Source organism: Parafrankia discariae, from assembly GCF_000373365.1.
GTDB classification, from domain to species: domain Bacteria; phylum Actinomycetota; class Actinomycetes; order Frankiales; family Frankiaceae; genus Parafrankia; species Parafrankia discariae.
The window spans coordinates 135,002-150,668 of sequence record NZ_KB891285.1 but is presented as its reverse complement, the minus strand read 5'-3'; the positions used below and the strand labels follow the sequence as shown (position 1 = coordinate 150,668).

The 15,667-nt window shown below is 72.4% G+C and carries 12 protein-coding genes and 1 tRNA gene; 8 read left to right on the top strand and 5 right to left on the bottom strand.

The features are described 5' to 3' along the window. Positions 1-46: 46 nt before the first annotated feature. On the top strand, positions 47-715 hold the full coding sequence (locus B056_RS0133845) for a histidine phosphatase family protein (RefSeq protein WP_035753716.1): 669 nt from the start codon (positions 47-49) through the stop codon (positions 713-715). On the opposite strand, the gene B056_RS0133840 is transcribed toward B056_RS0133845, so the two are convergent. Further along, positions 675-1,406: a response regulator transcription factor gene (locus B056_RS0133840; RefSeq protein WP_012157746.1), complete on the bottom strand. Its 732-nt coding sequence runs from the start codon at positions 1,404-1,406 to the stop codon at positions 675-677. The two genes, B056_RS0133845 and B056_RS0133840, sit on opposite strands and share 41 nt — an antisense overlap. Before the next feature lie 469 nt (positions 1,407-1,875). Here B056_RS0133840 and B056_RS0133835 point away from each other — a divergent pair. Continuing rightward, a tRNA-Thr gene (locus B056_RS0133835) sits at positions 1,876-1,947 on the top strand. A 140-nt stretch (positions 1,948-2,087) separates the two neighbouring features. On the opposite strand, the gene B056_RS0133830 is transcribed toward B056_RS0133835, so the two are convergent. Beyond that, a complete protein-coding gene (locus B056_RS0133830; RefSeq protein ID WP_018506266.1) occupies positions 2,088-2,627 on the bottom strand; it encodes an inorganic diphosphatase in 540 nt (179 codons plus the stop codon). Positions 2,628-3,299: 672 nt separating this feature from the next. Here B056_RS0133830 and dacB point away from each other — a divergent pair. The 5 genes from dacB (at position 3,300) to folE (ending at position 11,268) form a co-directional block, all read left to right on the top strand. Continuing rightward, positions 3,300-4,784: a D-alanyl-D-alanine carboxypeptidase/D-alanyl-D-alanine endopeptidase gene (gene dacB / locus B056_RS0133825; protein ID WP_018506265.1), complete on the top strand. Its 1,485-nt coding sequence runs from the start codon at positions 3,300-3,302 to the stop codon at positions 4,782-4,784. A gap of 79 nt (positions 4,785-4,863) precedes the next feature. Next, entirely contained in the window at positions 4,864-5,997 is a 1,134-nt protein-coding gene (locus B056_RS0133820; RefSeq protein WP_026240471.1) for a zinc-dependent metalloprotease, read from the top strand. A gap of 73 nt (positions 5,998-6,070) precedes the next feature. After that, positions 6,071-7,924, top strand: a complete 1,854-nt coding sequence (gene hpt / locus B056_RS0133815; RefSeq protein ID WP_026240470.1) for a hypoxanthine phosphoribosyltransferase — start codon at positions 6,071-6,073, stop codon at positions 7,922-7,924. Positions 7,925-8,224: 300 nt separating this feature from the next. Next, complete coding sequence (gene ftsH / locus B056_RS0133810; protein ID WP_018506262.1) at positions 8,225-10,501, top strand: ATP-dependent zinc metalloprotease FtsH; 2,277 nt, start codon at positions 8,225-8,227, stop codon at positions 10,499-10,501. Beyond that, a complete protein-coding gene (folE, locus tag B056_RS0133805; RefSeq protein WP_018506261.1) occupies positions 10,498-11,268 on the top strand; it encodes a GTP cyclohydrolase I FolE in 771 nt (256 codons plus the stop codon). The genes ftsH and folE overlap by 4 nt, the downstream gene beginning before the upstream one ends. A gap of 66 nt (positions 11,269-11,334) precedes the next feature. On the opposite strand, the gene glsA is transcribed toward folE, so the two are convergent. From glsA to B056_RS0133790, 3 genes are all read right to left on the bottom strand, one after another. Next, on the bottom strand, positions 11,335-13,209 hold the full coding sequence (gene glsA, locus B056_RS0133800) for a glutaminase A (protein ID WP_026240469.1): 1,875 nt from the start codon (positions 13,207-13,209) through the stop codon (positions 11,335-11,337). A 165-nt stretch (positions 13,210-13,374) separates the two neighbouring features. Beyond that, on the bottom strand, positions 13,375-14,220 hold the full coding sequence (gene hisG / locus B056_RS0133795) for an ATP phosphoribosyltransferase (protein WP_018506259.1): 846 nt from the start codon (positions 14,218-14,220) through the stop codon (positions 13,375-13,377). A gap of 64 nt (positions 14,221-14,284) precedes the next feature. Further along, positions 14,285-14,737 (bottom strand): phosphoribosyl-ATP diphosphatase, encoded by a 453-nt coding sequence (locus B056_RS0133790; RefSeq protein WP_018506258.1) that lies wholly within the window; start codon positions 14,735-14,737, stop codon positions 14,285-14,287. Between the two features lie 124 nt (positions 14,738-14,861). Here B056_RS0133790 and B056_RS0133785 point away from each other — a divergent pair, with 124 nt between their 5' ends. Continuing rightward, on the top strand, positions 14,862-15,650 hold the full coding sequence (locus B056_RS0133785; RefSeq protein WP_018506257.1) for an HAD family hydrolase: 789 nt from the start codon (positions 14,862-14,864) through the stop codon (positions 15,648-15,650). Positions 15,651-15,667: the final 17 nt, after the last annotated feature.

Here is a 15,667-nt window from a genome sequence, read left to right as displayed (position 1 = left end):
TGACCGCGCGCCGGCGCCGGCCGGCGGCATCGACATGGGGGGAACCATGCAACGGCGGGTATGGCTGGTACGCCACGGCGAGAGCACGGCGAACGCGGGGCAGCCGTCGGCCGATCCCCACGGCATCGACCTCACCGAACTCGGAACGCGCCAAGCCGACGCGCTGGCCGGGATGATTCCCCACGACCCGTCCCTGATCGTGGTCTCCTGGTACCTACGCGCCCGGCTGACCGCGGAACCGACCGCGCGCAGGTTCCCGGCCACCCCGCTGGAGGTCTGGGACGTCCAGGAGTTCACCTACCTGGGCAGTCTCCACGGTCAGGAGCTGACCGATCGCGAACGGGCGCCGTTCGCGCGGCAGTACTGGCATCAGGCGAACCCGTACTCGGTGGACCGGCCCGAGCTGGGCTGTGAGTCGTTCGCCGGGCTGATGGACCGGGCCGACCGGCTCCTCGCCCGGCTGCACCAGGCGCCCCCGGGCCTTGTCGTGGTCTTCACCCACGGCATGTTCATCCGCGCGGTGGACTGGTGCCTGCGGGCCCGCGCCGGCACGGTGGAACGGCTCGACATGGGCGGCTACCGGGAACACCACCGGCGCCGACCCGTGCCGAACGGATCGATCATCGAGCTCCACGACGGTGACCGGGAGCTGCGCGAGGCGACGGAGCCGGATCTCAGGGATCGAACCGGTAGCCCATCCCCCGGAGTGTGGTGACCAGGCGGCGTTGCGGCGGTCTTCCCTCGACCTTGGTGCGCACCCGCCGAACGTGCTCGGTCACGGTGGCCGGGTCCTGGAAGCGGGTGCCCCAGACCTGTTCCAGCAGTTCCTCGCGGCTGAACACCCGGCGTGGATGTCGGGCGAGGAAGGCCAGCAGCTCGTACTCACGGGCGGTGAGATCCACCCGCTCACCCGCGACGGCCACCTCCCGCGCGCGCAGGTCGATCGAGACGTCGCCGTAGATGAGGGGCTCGTTGCCGTCCCCCGTGCGCTGCGGCGGCGCCTCGACGGGCCGGCGGCGCAGCCGCGCACGCACCCTGGCGACCAGCTCACGCAGCGAGTACGGCTTGACCACGTAGTCGTCGGCGCCAAGCTCCAGGCCGACGACGCGGTCCACCTCCTCGGCGCGTCCGGTCAGCATGATCACCGGAACCTCGCTGGTCTGGCGCAGCCGGCTGAGGACGGCGAAACCGTCCATCCGCGGCATGGCCACGTCCAGCACAACGAGATCTATCTCGGTGGTCTGGAACAGTCGCAGCGCTGCCTCGCCGTCCGCGGCCTCGAGCACCCGGTACCCGAATCGCTCAAGGCTGCGTGCCAGCGCGATTCGCGATGCCTCGTCGTCTTCGGCGACAAGCAGCGACGCTCCGCGCGTCGTGCCTGGCGCACCTTCCCCGGCCCCGGTCATGGTGCGAAACCCTACGCAACCTCTCCGGAGCCACTGCGACCGGGGGTGCCTTTTTGACACCTTCGGCCGACCCGCGGGGGTTCGAGCATTCAAATCCGTAACAGAAAGCCTTGCAAGACATGCGATCAGTACGCATCCTGATCATTTCGTATCCCGTGGACAACCGAACGTCGACGTGATGTGGCGGGGTGCGCCGACGGACAGATCGGCGCCTTCCCTCCGACCGACACCCCAGGACACGCAGCGCCACCGAACCGGACCACATCCGGACCCGGCGCGCAGCCGGATCCGCGCACGCCCCCGCCCGGCACCGACCACCCATCGACCATCCACCGACCACCCACCGCGAGCTCCGTCGAGGTCCCGACCCGGTCGCGGACGGGCGGCGATCGCCACAGCGCCTTCGTCTGGCATACTCGTCCGGGCAGGACGGCGTCGGGGCCCACCGGCTCGCAGCCGCCTGGCCGATGCCGGAGTAGCTCAGTGGCAGAGCAATCGCCTCGTAAGCGATAGGTCGCGGGTTCAATCCCCGCCTCCGGCTCAGACTCTCTTCCCAGCCCGCCGCCGTTCACCGGCGGTGGCGGCGCGCCTTCGGCCCCGGCGAACACACCCGGCACTTTTCTCAGGGCATGCGGCAGCGGCCGGTGAGGTCATGGACCCCGCCGGCCGCCACCGCGGTCGTCAGGCCGTGCGTGCGTGCGCGGCGCCGTCCTCGTCCCCGTGCTCCACGCCCTCGGAGTCCTTCAGGCGGGTGATCGAGGCGAGGATCTCCCGCTCGGCGGCCCCCCGGTCCACCCAGGACGCACCCTCGACGGACTTGCCGGGCTCAAGGTCCTTGTAGACCTCGAAGAAGTGCTGAATCTCCAGCCGGTCGAACTCCGGCAGGTGACGGATGTCACGCAGATGCTCCTGCCGGACGTCCGCCACCGGAACGCAGAGGACCTTGTCGTCCGGGCCCTTCTCGTCCGTCATCCGGAACATGCCGATGGTGCGGCACCGCACCAGGCAGCCCGGAAAAGTCGGCTCCTCCAGCAGAACCAGCGCGTCGAGCGGATCGCCGTCCCGACCGAGTGTGCCCTCGATGAATCCGTAGTCGGACGGATAGTGGGTGGACGTGAACAGCATCCGGTCCAGCCGGATGCGCCCGGTGTGGTGATCCATCTCGTACTTGTTGCGCTGCCCCTTGGGGATCTCGATGGTCACGTCGAACTCGAGGTCCACGCCGTTCCCTGTCTCCTTCGGTCCGTCCGGCACCGAAGGCCGGCTCTGGGTCTGCGGAACGCCGTGTCCGGCGTCCCTGGGTCGTCCGTGTCGCGATGCGCCACCCGCGTGGCGCGCGCGTCACTCGATCGCGGTAGTCAAGCCGAGACCCGGACCCGCGGTTCGCGCGGGTCCACTGTGCCCTGTGCGCGGTGACGCGCTGTGGCGGGGTGCGGCCACCGGACCGCGATGCCGCCGCACGAACGCCGCCACTCGCACGATCGCACGGCCACGCCCCACGAGGCGCGCCGCACGGTCGGCTCCGAGCGCCCTCGGACAGCCCCGAGGGTCCTCGGGCGGTCTTTCGATCCGCCCCGGGCGACCTCCATGGTCGCCTGTCGCGCCCCACGGCCAACACCATGGTGTGGCCTTCTTCGTACCCGATCCACGTGATCGCCGAAGCGGTTCCGCTCCGGACCGGGACTGAGCCGGCCCCGCGCAAGGGTGTTCCCACTCACCGGGAACCCACTCTGCCGGCGCGATCGTCGGCTCCACACTGCCGGCACACTGCCGGCGCGCGCGTCATCCCCGTGTCGGCGGGACGAAACCGTCCACCTCACGAAAGCCGGGACGTGACCGGCAGGGTGCCACCCCCGCGACACCGACCTGCGTAACCTCACCCGGGTGACCACAGTGCCGCTGGGCGCGCGGGCCGGTGGCCTCACGGCACTGGCTGGAGCGCTGCTCGCCGGATCGCTCTCGCCTGGTCCGGCGACGCCTCCGGGCGGCGCGCCACCGACCCCTCCCACCGTGCGCGCCGAGGCGTCCGCGCTGCCGGGGCTGGACCCGGACGCGCCGAAGGCGGACCCGGCCGCGGTGGCCGCGCGGCTGTTCGGGCCGCTCTCCGACCCGGTGCTGGGCGGCCCGGCCGCGCTGGTGGTCGACGCGCTGACCGGGCAGGTCCTCCTCACCAATCGCGCCGCCGAGCCGACCGCTCCCGCATCCACGGTCAAGATCGCCACCGCGACCGCGGCGCTCACCGCCCTCGCCCCGGACGCCCGCCTGCGCACCCGCGCGGTCTACCTCCCCCCGGCCGGCGCACCAGCCGCGACAGGCACGACAGGCACGACAGGCGGCGGATCATCCACGGTGCCGGGCGGCACGCTATGGCTGGTCGGCGCGGGCGACCCGACCCTGACCGCGGCCACCGGACCGGCCGGCTACCCGCCGGCGGCCCGGCTGAGCGACCTCGCCGAGCAGGTCCGCAAGGCCGGCATCACCGCCGTGGGCGCGGTGGTCGGCGACGGGACGGCCTACGAGGGCCCGGGCATGGCGCCCGGCTGGCGTGACGGGTACGTGACCGACGGAAACGTGACCCCGGTGTCCGCGCTGTCGGTCGACGCCGGGCGCGCCGCGCCCGGCTCCGCCGGGCCGCGCAGCCCGACCCCGGACGCCGCCGCCGCGGCCGCCTTCCGGACGGCCCTCACCGCGGCCGGCGTGTCCGTCGGCTCGGTCTCGACGGGCCGGGCGGACGCGGCGGCCCGCGAGGTCGGATCCGTGCAGAGCCCGCCGATCCCGATCCTGGTCGAGCGGATGCTCACCGATTCCGACAACGACCTGGCGGAAAGCCTGGGACGTCAGGTCGCCATCGCCCGTGGGCTTCCGGCGAGCTTCGACGGAGCCACCCGGGGTGTCCTCGGCGCCCTACGCGACGCGGGCGTCCCGACCGACGGCGCCTCGCTGCGCGACACCAGCGGACTCTCGATCGACAATCGGATCGCCCCGGCGACGCTCGTCGCGGCGCTGCGGACGGCCGCCATGCCGGGTCATCCGGCCCTGCGGACGGTCCTGTCCGGGCTGCCGGTCGCGGGTTTCACCGGAACGCTCGGTGACCGGTACGGCCCCGGCGACACCTCGCCGGGGGCCGGGGTCGTCCGGGCGAAGACCGGCTCCCTGCGGATCGTGACCAGCCTCGCCGGCATGGTGACCGACAGCGACGGTCGGCTGTTGCTGTTCGGGCTGTTCGCCCCGGTGGAGGAGCAGGGCCTGACCAAGATGGCCCTGGACCGGGTCGCGGCGGCCCTCGCCTCCTGTGGATGTCCGCCGGCCGGAACCGGGCCCGCGCCGGCCACCGCCGCGGCGCCGTCAGCCGGGCCACCGGTGCCGCCGGCCGGGTAGTCCGGACGACTCCCCGGGCCCGACCGGCCTCGTCCGATCGGGCGGGCGAAGCGGCCGGAAGCCCGGTACGCTCCTATTCGTGGACGCTGAGCTGGTGGACTGGGAACTCGCCGTAACGACGGCGAAGAAGCTCGTCCGACCAGGGCCGCAGCGAAGCCGGGCGGAAGCGGACGAGATCGTCTCGGAGCTCCGGCGCCTCGCGGTCGTCGCCGAGGGCCACGTGCAGGACTACACCCAGCTCGTCCCGGCCGGGCCGCCGACCCCGATCGCGGTCGTCGACCGACCGGAGTGGGTCCGGTCCAACGTCGCCGGGCTGCGCGTGGCGACCACGCCCCTGATCGAGAAGCTCTCCGACCAGAGCCGTGGCCGGCTCGCCGCCGCGGTGGGCCGGCGGGTCACCGGGGTCCAGGTCGGCTCGGCGCTCGCCTACCTCGCGGGCAAGGTTCTCGGCCAGTTCGAGGTCTTCCTCCCGCCGGAGGAGTACGAGGCGGGTGGCGCCGCGAGCGCCCCGTCGCTGGCCAAGCCCGGTGCTCCGACCCCGGTGGGGCGGCTCAGCCTCGTCGCGCCGAACATCGCCCACGCCGAGGAGACCCTGCGGGTGGTCCCGCGCGACTTCCGGCTCTGGGTCTGCCTGCACGAGCAGACGCACCGCAGCCAGTTCACCGCCGTCCCGTGGCTGCGCGAGCACCTCGAGTCCGAGATCGCGGCGTTCATCGGCGCGACCGACCTCGACCCCGACGTCCTCGCCGACCGGGTCCGCTCCGCCGTCACGGCACTGCGCAGCGCCGTACGCGACCACGGGCCGGACACACCGAGCGTCGTCGAGGCGTTGCAGACGCCGGCGCAGCGCGCCGTCCTCGACCGCCTGCAGGCGTTGATGACCCTGCTCGAGGGGCACGCCGACCAGGTCATGGACGCGGTCGGCCCGCAGGTCGTGCCGACGGTGGCCGACATCCGCGGCAAGTTCGACAACCGGCGCTCCGGCGGCTCGCCAATCGACCGCTTCCTGCGCCGCCTGCTCGGCCTGGATCTCAAGATGCAGCAGTACCGCCAGGGCGGGGCGTTCGTCCGCGCCGTGGTCGCCGAGGTCGGCGTCGCGGGTTTCAACCACGTCTGGCAGTCGCCGCAGACCCTGCCCACCCGCCCCGAGCTGACCGACCCGGGCGCGTGGATGCTCCGGGTCCTCGGCACCCGCCCGTCGATGTCCGCGTGACGGTGGTTCGGCCCGCGTGACGGTCCGGCCGACGCACGACCCGCAGCCCGCCGCGCTCGGGCGGGGCCGGGGGATGCCCGCTCCGGCGGTCGCCGCGGTGCGGCTGGCCGTCCGCGACGCGGTGTCCGACGTGCCACCCGGTGGCCTCGTCCTGGTCGCCTGTTCGGGCGGGGCGGATTCGCTCGCGCTCGCCGCCGCGCTGGCTTTCGTGGCCCCCCGCCGCGCGCTGCGGGCCGGGCTGCTGACGGTGGACCACGGATGGGATGACACCTCACCGGCCCGCGCCGAGGAGGTCGCCGCGGGCGGCCGACTGCTCGGGCTGTCCCCGGTGGAGGTGCTCGCCGCGCCGTCCCCGCGATCCGAGGGTGCGGCCCGGGACTCGCGCCGCGCCGCGCTGCTCGCGGCCGGCGAGCGCCTGGGCGCGCACGCGGTGCTGCTCGGCCACACCCTCGACGACCAGGCCGAGACCGTCCTGCTGCGGCTCGCCCGCGGCTCGGGGGCGAGATCGCTGAGCGGGATGCCCGCCACCGACGGCGTCATCCGCCGCCCGCTGCTGCGGCTGCGGCGCGACCAGACCCGCCAGGCCTGCCAGTCCCTCGGCCTGGAGTTCTGGGACGACCCCACCAACGCCGACCCGGCCTTCGCCCGGGCCCGGACCCGCTCGACCGTGCTGCCGGTGCTGGAGGCGGAGCTGGGGCCGGGTATCGCCGAGGCGCTGGCCCGCACCGCCGACCTGCTGCGGGCGGACGCGGACGCGCTCGAGGCGCAGGCGGAGTCGGTCTACACCGAGCTCGCTGACGCCGCTGAGCTCGCTGACGGCCCCGCGCGGGCCACGGCACCGCGGGCGCCTCGAACGCCGCCGCCGGCGCTGGCGCCGCCGGCCGAGCCGGGGCCGCGGGTCGAGTTCGACGTCACGGCCCTCGCGGGTCTGACCCAGGCCCTGCGCGGCCGGGTCCTGCGCCGCGCCGCGCTGGCGGCCGGATCGTCGGCGTCCGCGCTGCGTGCCGAGCACATCTGGGCGGTCGAGGACCTGGTGACCCGCTGGCGCGGGCAGAAGCCCGTCCCGCTGCCGTCGGGGGTGCTCGCCCGCCGGACCGGTGGCAGGATCGCCCTCGTCGGCCCGGATGCGCCGGTCCGTCCCGGGGCGGCGACCGGTGCGGAACGCCCGGACCCCAGTGGTGTGGTCCGTGCGCCCGGTGGGCGTGGCGGACCGACGTCCCGCGCCCCGGCGTCGGGCACTCTGACGCCAGGCACCCCGGCGTCGGGCGACCGAGGACCAGGCGACCCAGCGTGCAACGAGGAGGACAGGCCGGTGAGCCAGGCCGCGACCGCGAAGCCCGACCACGACGGCACTTCGACCCCGGCCGGCGGGCCGCGCCGGACACATCCCGACATCGACGAGATCCTCGTCAGCCAGGAGGAGATCGCCGCGAAGATCGCGGAGCTGGCGGCCCGGGTCGACGCGGACTACGCCGGCCGCGAGATCCTCCTGGTCGGCGTGCTCAAGGGCGCCGTGATGGTGATGGCGGACCTCTCCCGGGCGCTGGCCGTGCCGATCACGATGGAGTTCATGGCCGTCTCCTCGTACGGCTCGACGACGTCCTCCTCCGGGGTGGTCCGCATCCTCAAGGATCTCGACCGGGCGATCGAGGGCCGGGACGTGCTGGTCGTCGAGGACATCATCGACTCCGGGCTGACTCTCTCCTGGCTGCTGCGCAACCTGCGCTCCCGCGGGCCGGCGTCGCTGGAGGTACTGGCGCTGTTCCGCAAGCCCGAGGCGATCACCGTGGATGTCGACGTCCGCTATGTCGGGTTCGACATCCCGAGTGCCTTCGTCGTGGGCTACGGCCTGGACTACGCCGAGCACTATCGGACCCTGCCGTTCGTAGGCACCCTCACCCCCGAGGCGATCGCCCGGCGCGCCTGACGAGCGGCGGGGCAGGGCGATCCGTCCCCCGGTCAGCCCGGCGCGGCACGGGTTCCGGGAGGTCTCGCGGGCCGGTTCGCCCAAATCCGGGGGACCGGCGTCTCTGGTGGGCCGGTGTCCGGTTGCCCACCGGTACGTCCCCGACGGCCGTTACGGAACAGCGCGGCCCCCCGGGCCGTTGCTGGGATGTACGCGCGGTGAGATGCGCGTGCCGGCGGTACCCTCGGCACAAGGGAATCCCGATCGAGGGCAGCACACACGGCAGGAGGGTGGAACGCTTGTGTCCGGCGTTCCAGACAGATGACTCCAAGAAGAATCTTCCGCGGCTGGGTACCTCTGCTGCTCCTGGTCCTCTTCGTGATCATCCTCACGACGGGCGTGCTGTCCGGACCGAGTGAGTATCAGAAAGCAGACCTGAGCTTCGTACAGCAGCAGATCGACCAGAGCGCCGGAGCGAGGCCGGAGAGCAAGGTCGTCGAGGCGACGATCCAGGACTCCAAGCAGATCATCCGGGTCGAGCTGGGGAACGGCAAGAAGTACGAGTCGTCCTTCGCCACCGAGCAGGCCCTGGTCCTCGCCAACGAGCTCAAGACGCAGAACATCAAGTACAACGTCTCCGTCGACCGCGGGAACGTTTTCGTCTCGCTGCTGCTCAACCTGCTCCCCGTGCTGTTGATCGTTTTCCTGCTGCTGTTCTTCATGAACCAGATGCAGGGCGGCGGCAACCGCGTCATGAACTTCGGCAAGTCCAAGGCGAAACTGGTCAGCAAGGACACGCCCAAGACCACGTTCGCGGATGTCGCCGGCGCGGACGAGGCGATCGAGGAGCTCCAGGAGATCAAGGAGTTCCTGGAGAACCCGGGCAAGTTCCAGGCGATCGGCGCCAAGATCCCCAAGGGCGTCCTGCTCTACGGCCCGCCCGGCACCGGCAAGACGCTGCTCGCCCGCGCGGTCGCGGGTGAGGCCGGCGTGCCGTTCTACTCGATCTCCGGTTCCGACTTCGTCGAGATGTTCGTCGGCGTCGGCGCGAGCCGGGTCCGCGACCTGTTCGAGCAGGCCAAGGCGAACGCGCCCGCGATCATCTTCGTGGACGAGATCGACGCCGTCGGCCGGCACCGCGGAGCGGGCCTGGGCGGTGGCCACGACGAGCGCGAGCAGACCCTCAACCAGCTGCTGGTCGAGATGGACGGGTTCGACGTGAAGGGCGGCGTCATCCTGATCGCCGCGACCAACCGGCCCGACATCCTCGACCCGGCCCTGCTGCGTCCCGGCCGGTTCGACCGCCAGATCGTGGTCGACCGCCCCGACCTGCTGGGTCGCGAGGCGATCCTGAAGGTCCACGCCAAGGGCAAGCCGATCAGCTCGGACGTCGACATGCTGATCATCGCCCGGCGCACCCCCGGCTTCACCGGTGCGGACCTGGCGAACGTGCTCAACGAGGCGGCGCTGCTCGCCGCGCGGTCGGACGTCCGGTTCATCTCCTCGGCGCTGCTCGAGGAGTCGATCGACCGGGTGATGGCCGGGCCCGAGCGCAAGACCCGCGCGATGAGCGACCGGGAGAAGAAGCGGATCGCCTACCACGAGGGCGGGCACGCCCTGGTGGCGCACGCGCTGCCCAACGCCGACCCGGTGCACAAGATCACCATTCTGCCGCGTGGCCGGGCGCTCGGGTACACGATGCAGCTGCCCCTGGAGGACAAGTACCTCTCGACGCGGTCCGAGATGCTCGACCGGCTCGCCGTCCTCCTCGGCGGGCGCACCGCGGAGGAGCTCGTCTTCCACGAGCCCACCACCGGGGCCAGCGACGACATCGAGAAGGCGACCCAGATCGCCCGCGCGATGATCACCCAGTACGGCATGAGTGACAAGCTCGGCGCGATCAAGTTCGGCAGCGAGTCCGGTGAGGTCTTCCTCGGTCGCGACATGGGCCACCAGCGCGACTACTCCGAGGAGGTCGCGAGCGAGATCGACGACGAGGTGCGCCGGCTGATCGAGGCCGCGCACGACGAGGCCTGGGAGATCCTGGTCACCTACCGGGACGTCCTCGACAACCTCGTCCTGCGCCTGATGGACGCCGAGACCCTGAGCAAGGACGACGTCCTCGAGGTGTTCGCCACCGTCCAGAAGCGTCCCAGCCGGGGTTCGTACACCGGTGTGGGGCGGCGCATCCCGTCGGACCGGCCGCCGGTGCAGACCCCGGCCGAGCTGGGTCTCGTCCCGTCCAAGGTCTCCGACCTGGTGAAGGGCAACGGCGGGCCGGCCGGCCATGGCCCGAACGGCGGCGGCACGACGAACGGCGGCAGCACGAACGGCGGCGTGAACGGCGGCGGGGCCACCGGCGGCGGGAACGGCGCCGCGAGCCACCCCCGCCCGGCCGGCCAGGCCGACCAGAGCGCCGCCGGAGGTCCCGCGGGCCTCGGGCCCGGCGACCCCGCGCAGGGCGGGCCCGGGCAGAGCACCCCGAGCCCGGCCCACGGCACCCCCCCGCCGGGTTCCCCGCCGCCGGAAGGCCCCCGGATCGCGAACCCCTGGGCACCGCCCACCTGGGACAACGATGACGACAGGAGACGCCGTTGACCTCCGACTCCGACCAGGCGCAGACCGTCGTGCGACAGGCCGGTGAGCTGAACGCGGGCTCCTCCGGGCTGGACCAGGGCACTTCGCCGGGATCGGCCACCGGGAGCAACGTCTCGGACAACACGACCGGCCCGGAGCGCAACGGCGCTGGCAACGGCGGCGAGGCGCGGCGGCGGCCGAACCGGCCGGAGCTGGTCCGGCCCTTCGACCACGACCGGGTCGCCCGGGCCGTCCGTGAGCTGCTGATCGGCATCGGCGAGGACCCGGACCGTGAGGGCCTGCGCAAGACCCCGGACCGGGTCGCGCGCGCCTACCAGGAGGCGGTCGAGGGCCTCGGCCGGGACCCGGCGGAGGTCCTGACCACGGTCTTCGACGAGGGCCACGACGAGATGGTGCTGGTTCGCGACATCGACTTCTCGTCGCTGTGCGAGCACCACCTCGTGGTCTTCGCCGGCAAGGCGCACGTGGCCTACATCCCGAACGAGAAGGGGCAGATCACCGGCCTGTCCAAGCTGGCCCGGCTGGTCGACCTGTACGCCCGCCGCCCGCAGGTCCAGGAGCGCCTCACCTCGCAGGTCGCCGACGCGCTCGTCGACGTCCTCGACCCGCGTGGAGTCATGGTCGTCGTCGAGGCGGAGCACCTCTGCATGTCGATGCGCGGGGTCCGCAAGCCGGGGGCGACCACGGTGACCTCGGCGGTGCGCGGCCAGTTCCTGAGCCCGGCCACCCGCAGCGAGGGTATGTCGCTGATCATCCGGGGTCGCTGACCCCTGGTCCGGGCCCGGACTCACTCCGGGCCCGGACACTCGGCCGGGCGCGGCGCCGCCGGGCGCTCACTCCTCCAGCGACTGAATCTCCCGGGTCGCTCGGCGCAGCTGCGCCGAGAGGCTGCGCGCGATCGCGCGCACCAGCGCGTTGTAGACGTCCGGATTCTCGCGCAGCACGGTGTCGAACGCGGCGACCGAGAGCACCTCGCAGGTCGTGGTCTCCGCGACGACGATTCGGGTGGAACGGCGGCCGCCGTCCACGAGCGCCAGCTCGCCGAAGGCACTGCCGGCGGGAACCGAGCTGAGCCGGAACCAGCGGGTGCCGTCGGCGTTCGGCGCCTGCGCGTTCACCAGGCCCCGGGTGACGAAGTAGAGCTCGTCCGCCGGATCTCCCTCGTCGAAGACCGTCGCGCCGCGTTCGTAGGTGCGCCGTTCGCACACCGCACCGATGACGTCGGTGCCCTCCTCGCCGAGCTCGGCGAGGAGTTCCTGCTCGCCGAGCGGCACGTACGCGGTCGGCGGGAGGGTGGCGAGGTCCTCGCGGATCAGCAGCGCCTCCTCCGCCCATTCCAGCGCCGTCTCCAGATCGGGAACGCGCTGCGTGCTCCAGTCCCCGCGCATCAGGCGGTCGACGCCGGGAAGCCCGCGCGGATCAGCGAACAGGATGCTGACATCCCGGCTGGCCAGCTCGTTGAGCAGCACCCGCAGGAGCTCGAGGGCCGGCTCCCGGACGGCCGCCACCCGGCGCAGGTCCAGCACCACCCAGCGGACGTCGTCCAGGTGCTGGCGCACGGTGCGCACCACCCGCTCCGCGCTGGCGAACACCAGATCACCCTGCAGCTCGTGGATGACGATCGCGGATCCCCGCGCGGCGAGGACGGCCCGTTCCCGCGCGCCGCGCATCCGCTTCGAGCTCAGCGCGTCGCCGCGGTGGGTCCCCCGCACCGGGTGCGGGGGCTCTCCCTGCGGGGCGAGCAGGTGCAGCGCGAACCGGGAGGCCAGCCGTTCGCAGGCGCGCACGCCGCGGACACTGTTACCGACCTCGTCCAGCGGCGGGCTGAACACGCCGATCCCGAGCTGCCCGGGCAGCACCGCGCACACTCCCCCGGCGACCCCGCTCTTCGCGGGCAGACCCACCCGGAACAGCCAGGTCCCGGCCCGGTCGTACATGCCGCAGGTCGCCATGACGGTCAGCACATGGCTGACGTGCTCCTCGTCCAGGACCCGCTCGCCGGTCAGCGGGTTCACCCCGCCGCGGGCGAGGGTGCCGGCCATCACCGCGAGGTCCGCCGCGGTGACCTCCACGGCGCACTGCCGGAAGTAGACCTCACAGATCTCGTCGACCGGCCCCCGCAACGCACCCGCGCCACGCATCAGATAGCCGATCGCCCGGTTTCGATCACCGGTGTCCCGTTCGGAGGCGAACACCCGCTCGTTCACCGTGAGCTGCCGGCCCGCGAACGCCGACAGACCCGTCAGAACCCGGTCGAAACGCTCGGCCACGTCGCCGCCGCCCACCAGGCTGGAGGTGAGCAGCGCCCCGGCGTTCACCATCGGGTTCAGTGGACGGCCGGTCTCCGGCTCGAGCGTGATCGCGTTGAAGGCGTCACCGGTCGGCTCGACCCCGACCCTGGCCAGCACGCCGTCGGTACCGCGGTCGCGCAGGGCCAGCGCGTAGACGAACGGCTTCGACACCGACTGGATCGTGAACGCGACGTCGCTGTCGCCCGCCCGGTAGCGCAACCCGTCCATCGTCGTGACGGCGAGGCCGAACAGGGCCGGGTCCGCGGTCGCGAGCTCGGGGATGAAGCTGGCGACCTTCCCGGACCGGTCGGTGCGGAAGGTCTCGTGGATGTCGGCGAGCATCCGCTCCATCGGACCGGCGTCCGGTGCTCGTAGCCGGGATTCCTCGACTGTCCGTGCGTTCCCGCCCACGCGCATGGATCGATGAAAACACGAACATCGCGCCGACGTGGCCGGACGAACAGCGGCGGCCGACAGCGGCCAGTGCCAGCCGGCCCGGTCAGCAGCCGCCGGCACCGGCTCGCCGACCCCGGCCGTCAGGCCCGGCCGGTCAGTGCAGGCCGGTCAGCGGCAGGCCGGGTGCTACAGCCGGCAGGCCTGGATGCCGGAGACCAGGATCCCCCGCGCGCCGAGATCCCACAGGTCGTCCATCGTGCGGTTGACGTCGGCCTTCAGGACCATCGCCCGGACCGCGACCCAGCCCTCCCGCTGCAGCGGGGAGATCGTCGGAGACTCGTAGCCCGGGGTGATCTCGCAGGCCTTCTCCAGCACGGAGGAGGGCACGTCGTAGTCCATCATCACGTAACGCCGGGCCACCAGGACGCCCTGCACCCGGCGCAGCAGCCGCTCGTGAGCGGCCGACAGGTCCGCCCCGCGCTTGGCAATCATGATCGCCTCGGAGCGCAGCACCGACTCGCCGACGAGCTCGAGCCCGGCCGCCCGCAGGGTCCGCCCCGTCTCGACGACGTCGGCCACCGCGTCCGCCACGCCGAGCCGCACGGCGGTCTCGACGGCACCGTCCAGCTTGACGATCTGGACCGAGACGCCGCGCCCGGCGAGGTCGGTCCGCACCAGGGCGGGGAAGGACGTGGCGACCCGCAGCCCGTCCAGCTCCTTGATGTCGCTGATGGTGCCGGCCGGAGCCGCGTAGTGGAACGCCGACTGGCCGAACCCGAGGGGTACCAGCTCCTGCGCCGACGTGTTGCTGTCGACGAGGAGATCACGGCCGGTGATGCCGAGATCCAGCCGGCCGGTGCCGACGTACACGGCGATGTCACGCGGACGCAGAAAGAAGAACTCGATGTCGTTCTCGACGTCGGCCACCACCAGTTCGGCGGACTCCCGCCGCGCGAGGTAACCCGCGTCGCACAGCAACTGGCTGGAGGCCGCCGCGAGCCCACCCTTGTTCGGAACCGCTATACGCAGCATCATCAACACTCGCCAAAGGCACGGGGGGCCGCAAAGCGGACGACCACGGAAAGGCAGGACCTACTCACAGGTGCGAGTATACGTCGTCCAGGGAAAGGCCCAGGGAAATCATCATCAGCTGGCTCCAGTAGAGGAGCTGGGAGAGTTCCTCCGCGGCCCGCTCCCGACTCTCGTGCTCGGCGGCCATCCACGTCTCGGCGGCCTCCTCGACGAGCTTCTTGCCGAGATGGTGCACGCCCAGGTCGAGGGCGGCGACGGTACCCGAACCCGGTGTCCGCTCACGCCATTTCCCGGCGAGCTCGACAAAGAGTTCGTCAAATGTTTTTCTCGCACGGCCGGTACTCGCGCCGGGAGATGATCCGACGACGGACGGCAACGGCGACGTTCCGCCCGGCGTACCACCGGCCTGGTCCCCGGCGGCGGCGGACTCCCCGCCCGGGACGCCCCCGCCGTCGCTGCCCCCCGCGCCGCCGGTAACGGGCGAACGAGACACCTCGGACGCGTCGGAGAAGACCATGTCCGCATGCTACCCGCAGTGGCCGCGACGACAGCCGGCGATGATCGGCGGACAAGAAGGCGACACCGGCGCAGTCCTCTCGGACGATGGTGTCCCATCCCGGTGAATGGTTGACTAGTTGCTTGTGTCCCGTCCCGTTCTCGTCGCCACCGACCTGGACGGAACCCTGATCCGCACCGACGGCACCGTCTCCGGCCGGACCAGAGAAGCACTGCGGCAGGTCGAGAACTCCGGCTCCACGGTCGTGTTCGTCACCGGCCGTCCCACCCGGGTGATGGCGGACGTCGTCCGGCAGACCGCGGTCTCGGGCCTCGCCATCTGCGCGAACGGCGCACTCGTCTACGACCTCGACGCCGGCGTTCCGGTCAGCCAGACCGTTCTGGAGACGCCTGCCGCGCTGAGGCTGGCCGCCGCGATCCGAGCCGTGGTACCCGACGTCACCTTCGCGGTGGAGAGCGGTGTGCGGTTCGGCCGTGAACCCGAGTTCCTCACCATGTGGCCGGATCCGGACGAACTGGTCGCCGGTTTCCGCGAGCTGCTCGAGCATCTGCCCGCCACGAAACTGCTGGTCCGTCGGGGGGGCGCCTCACTGGCCGACGTGTACACGACGGTCGTCGAGCTGGCCGGTGCCGAGGCGGTCGTGACGACGTCCAGCCACGACCTGATCGAGATCGCCGGCCCGGGGGTGTCGAAGGCGGTCGCCCTGGCCGAGCTGGCGGGCGAGCGCGGTGTGCGCGCCGCCGAGGTCGTCGCGTTCGGGGACATGCCCAACGACCTGCCCATGTTCGCCTGGGCCGGCCATTCGGTCGCGGTCGCCAACGCCCATCCGGACGTCCTCGCCGCCGCCGACGAGATCACCGCGTCGAACGACGACGACGGCGTGGCCCAGGTGCTGGAACGACTGTTCTCCTGAACAACGGGCCGGCCGGG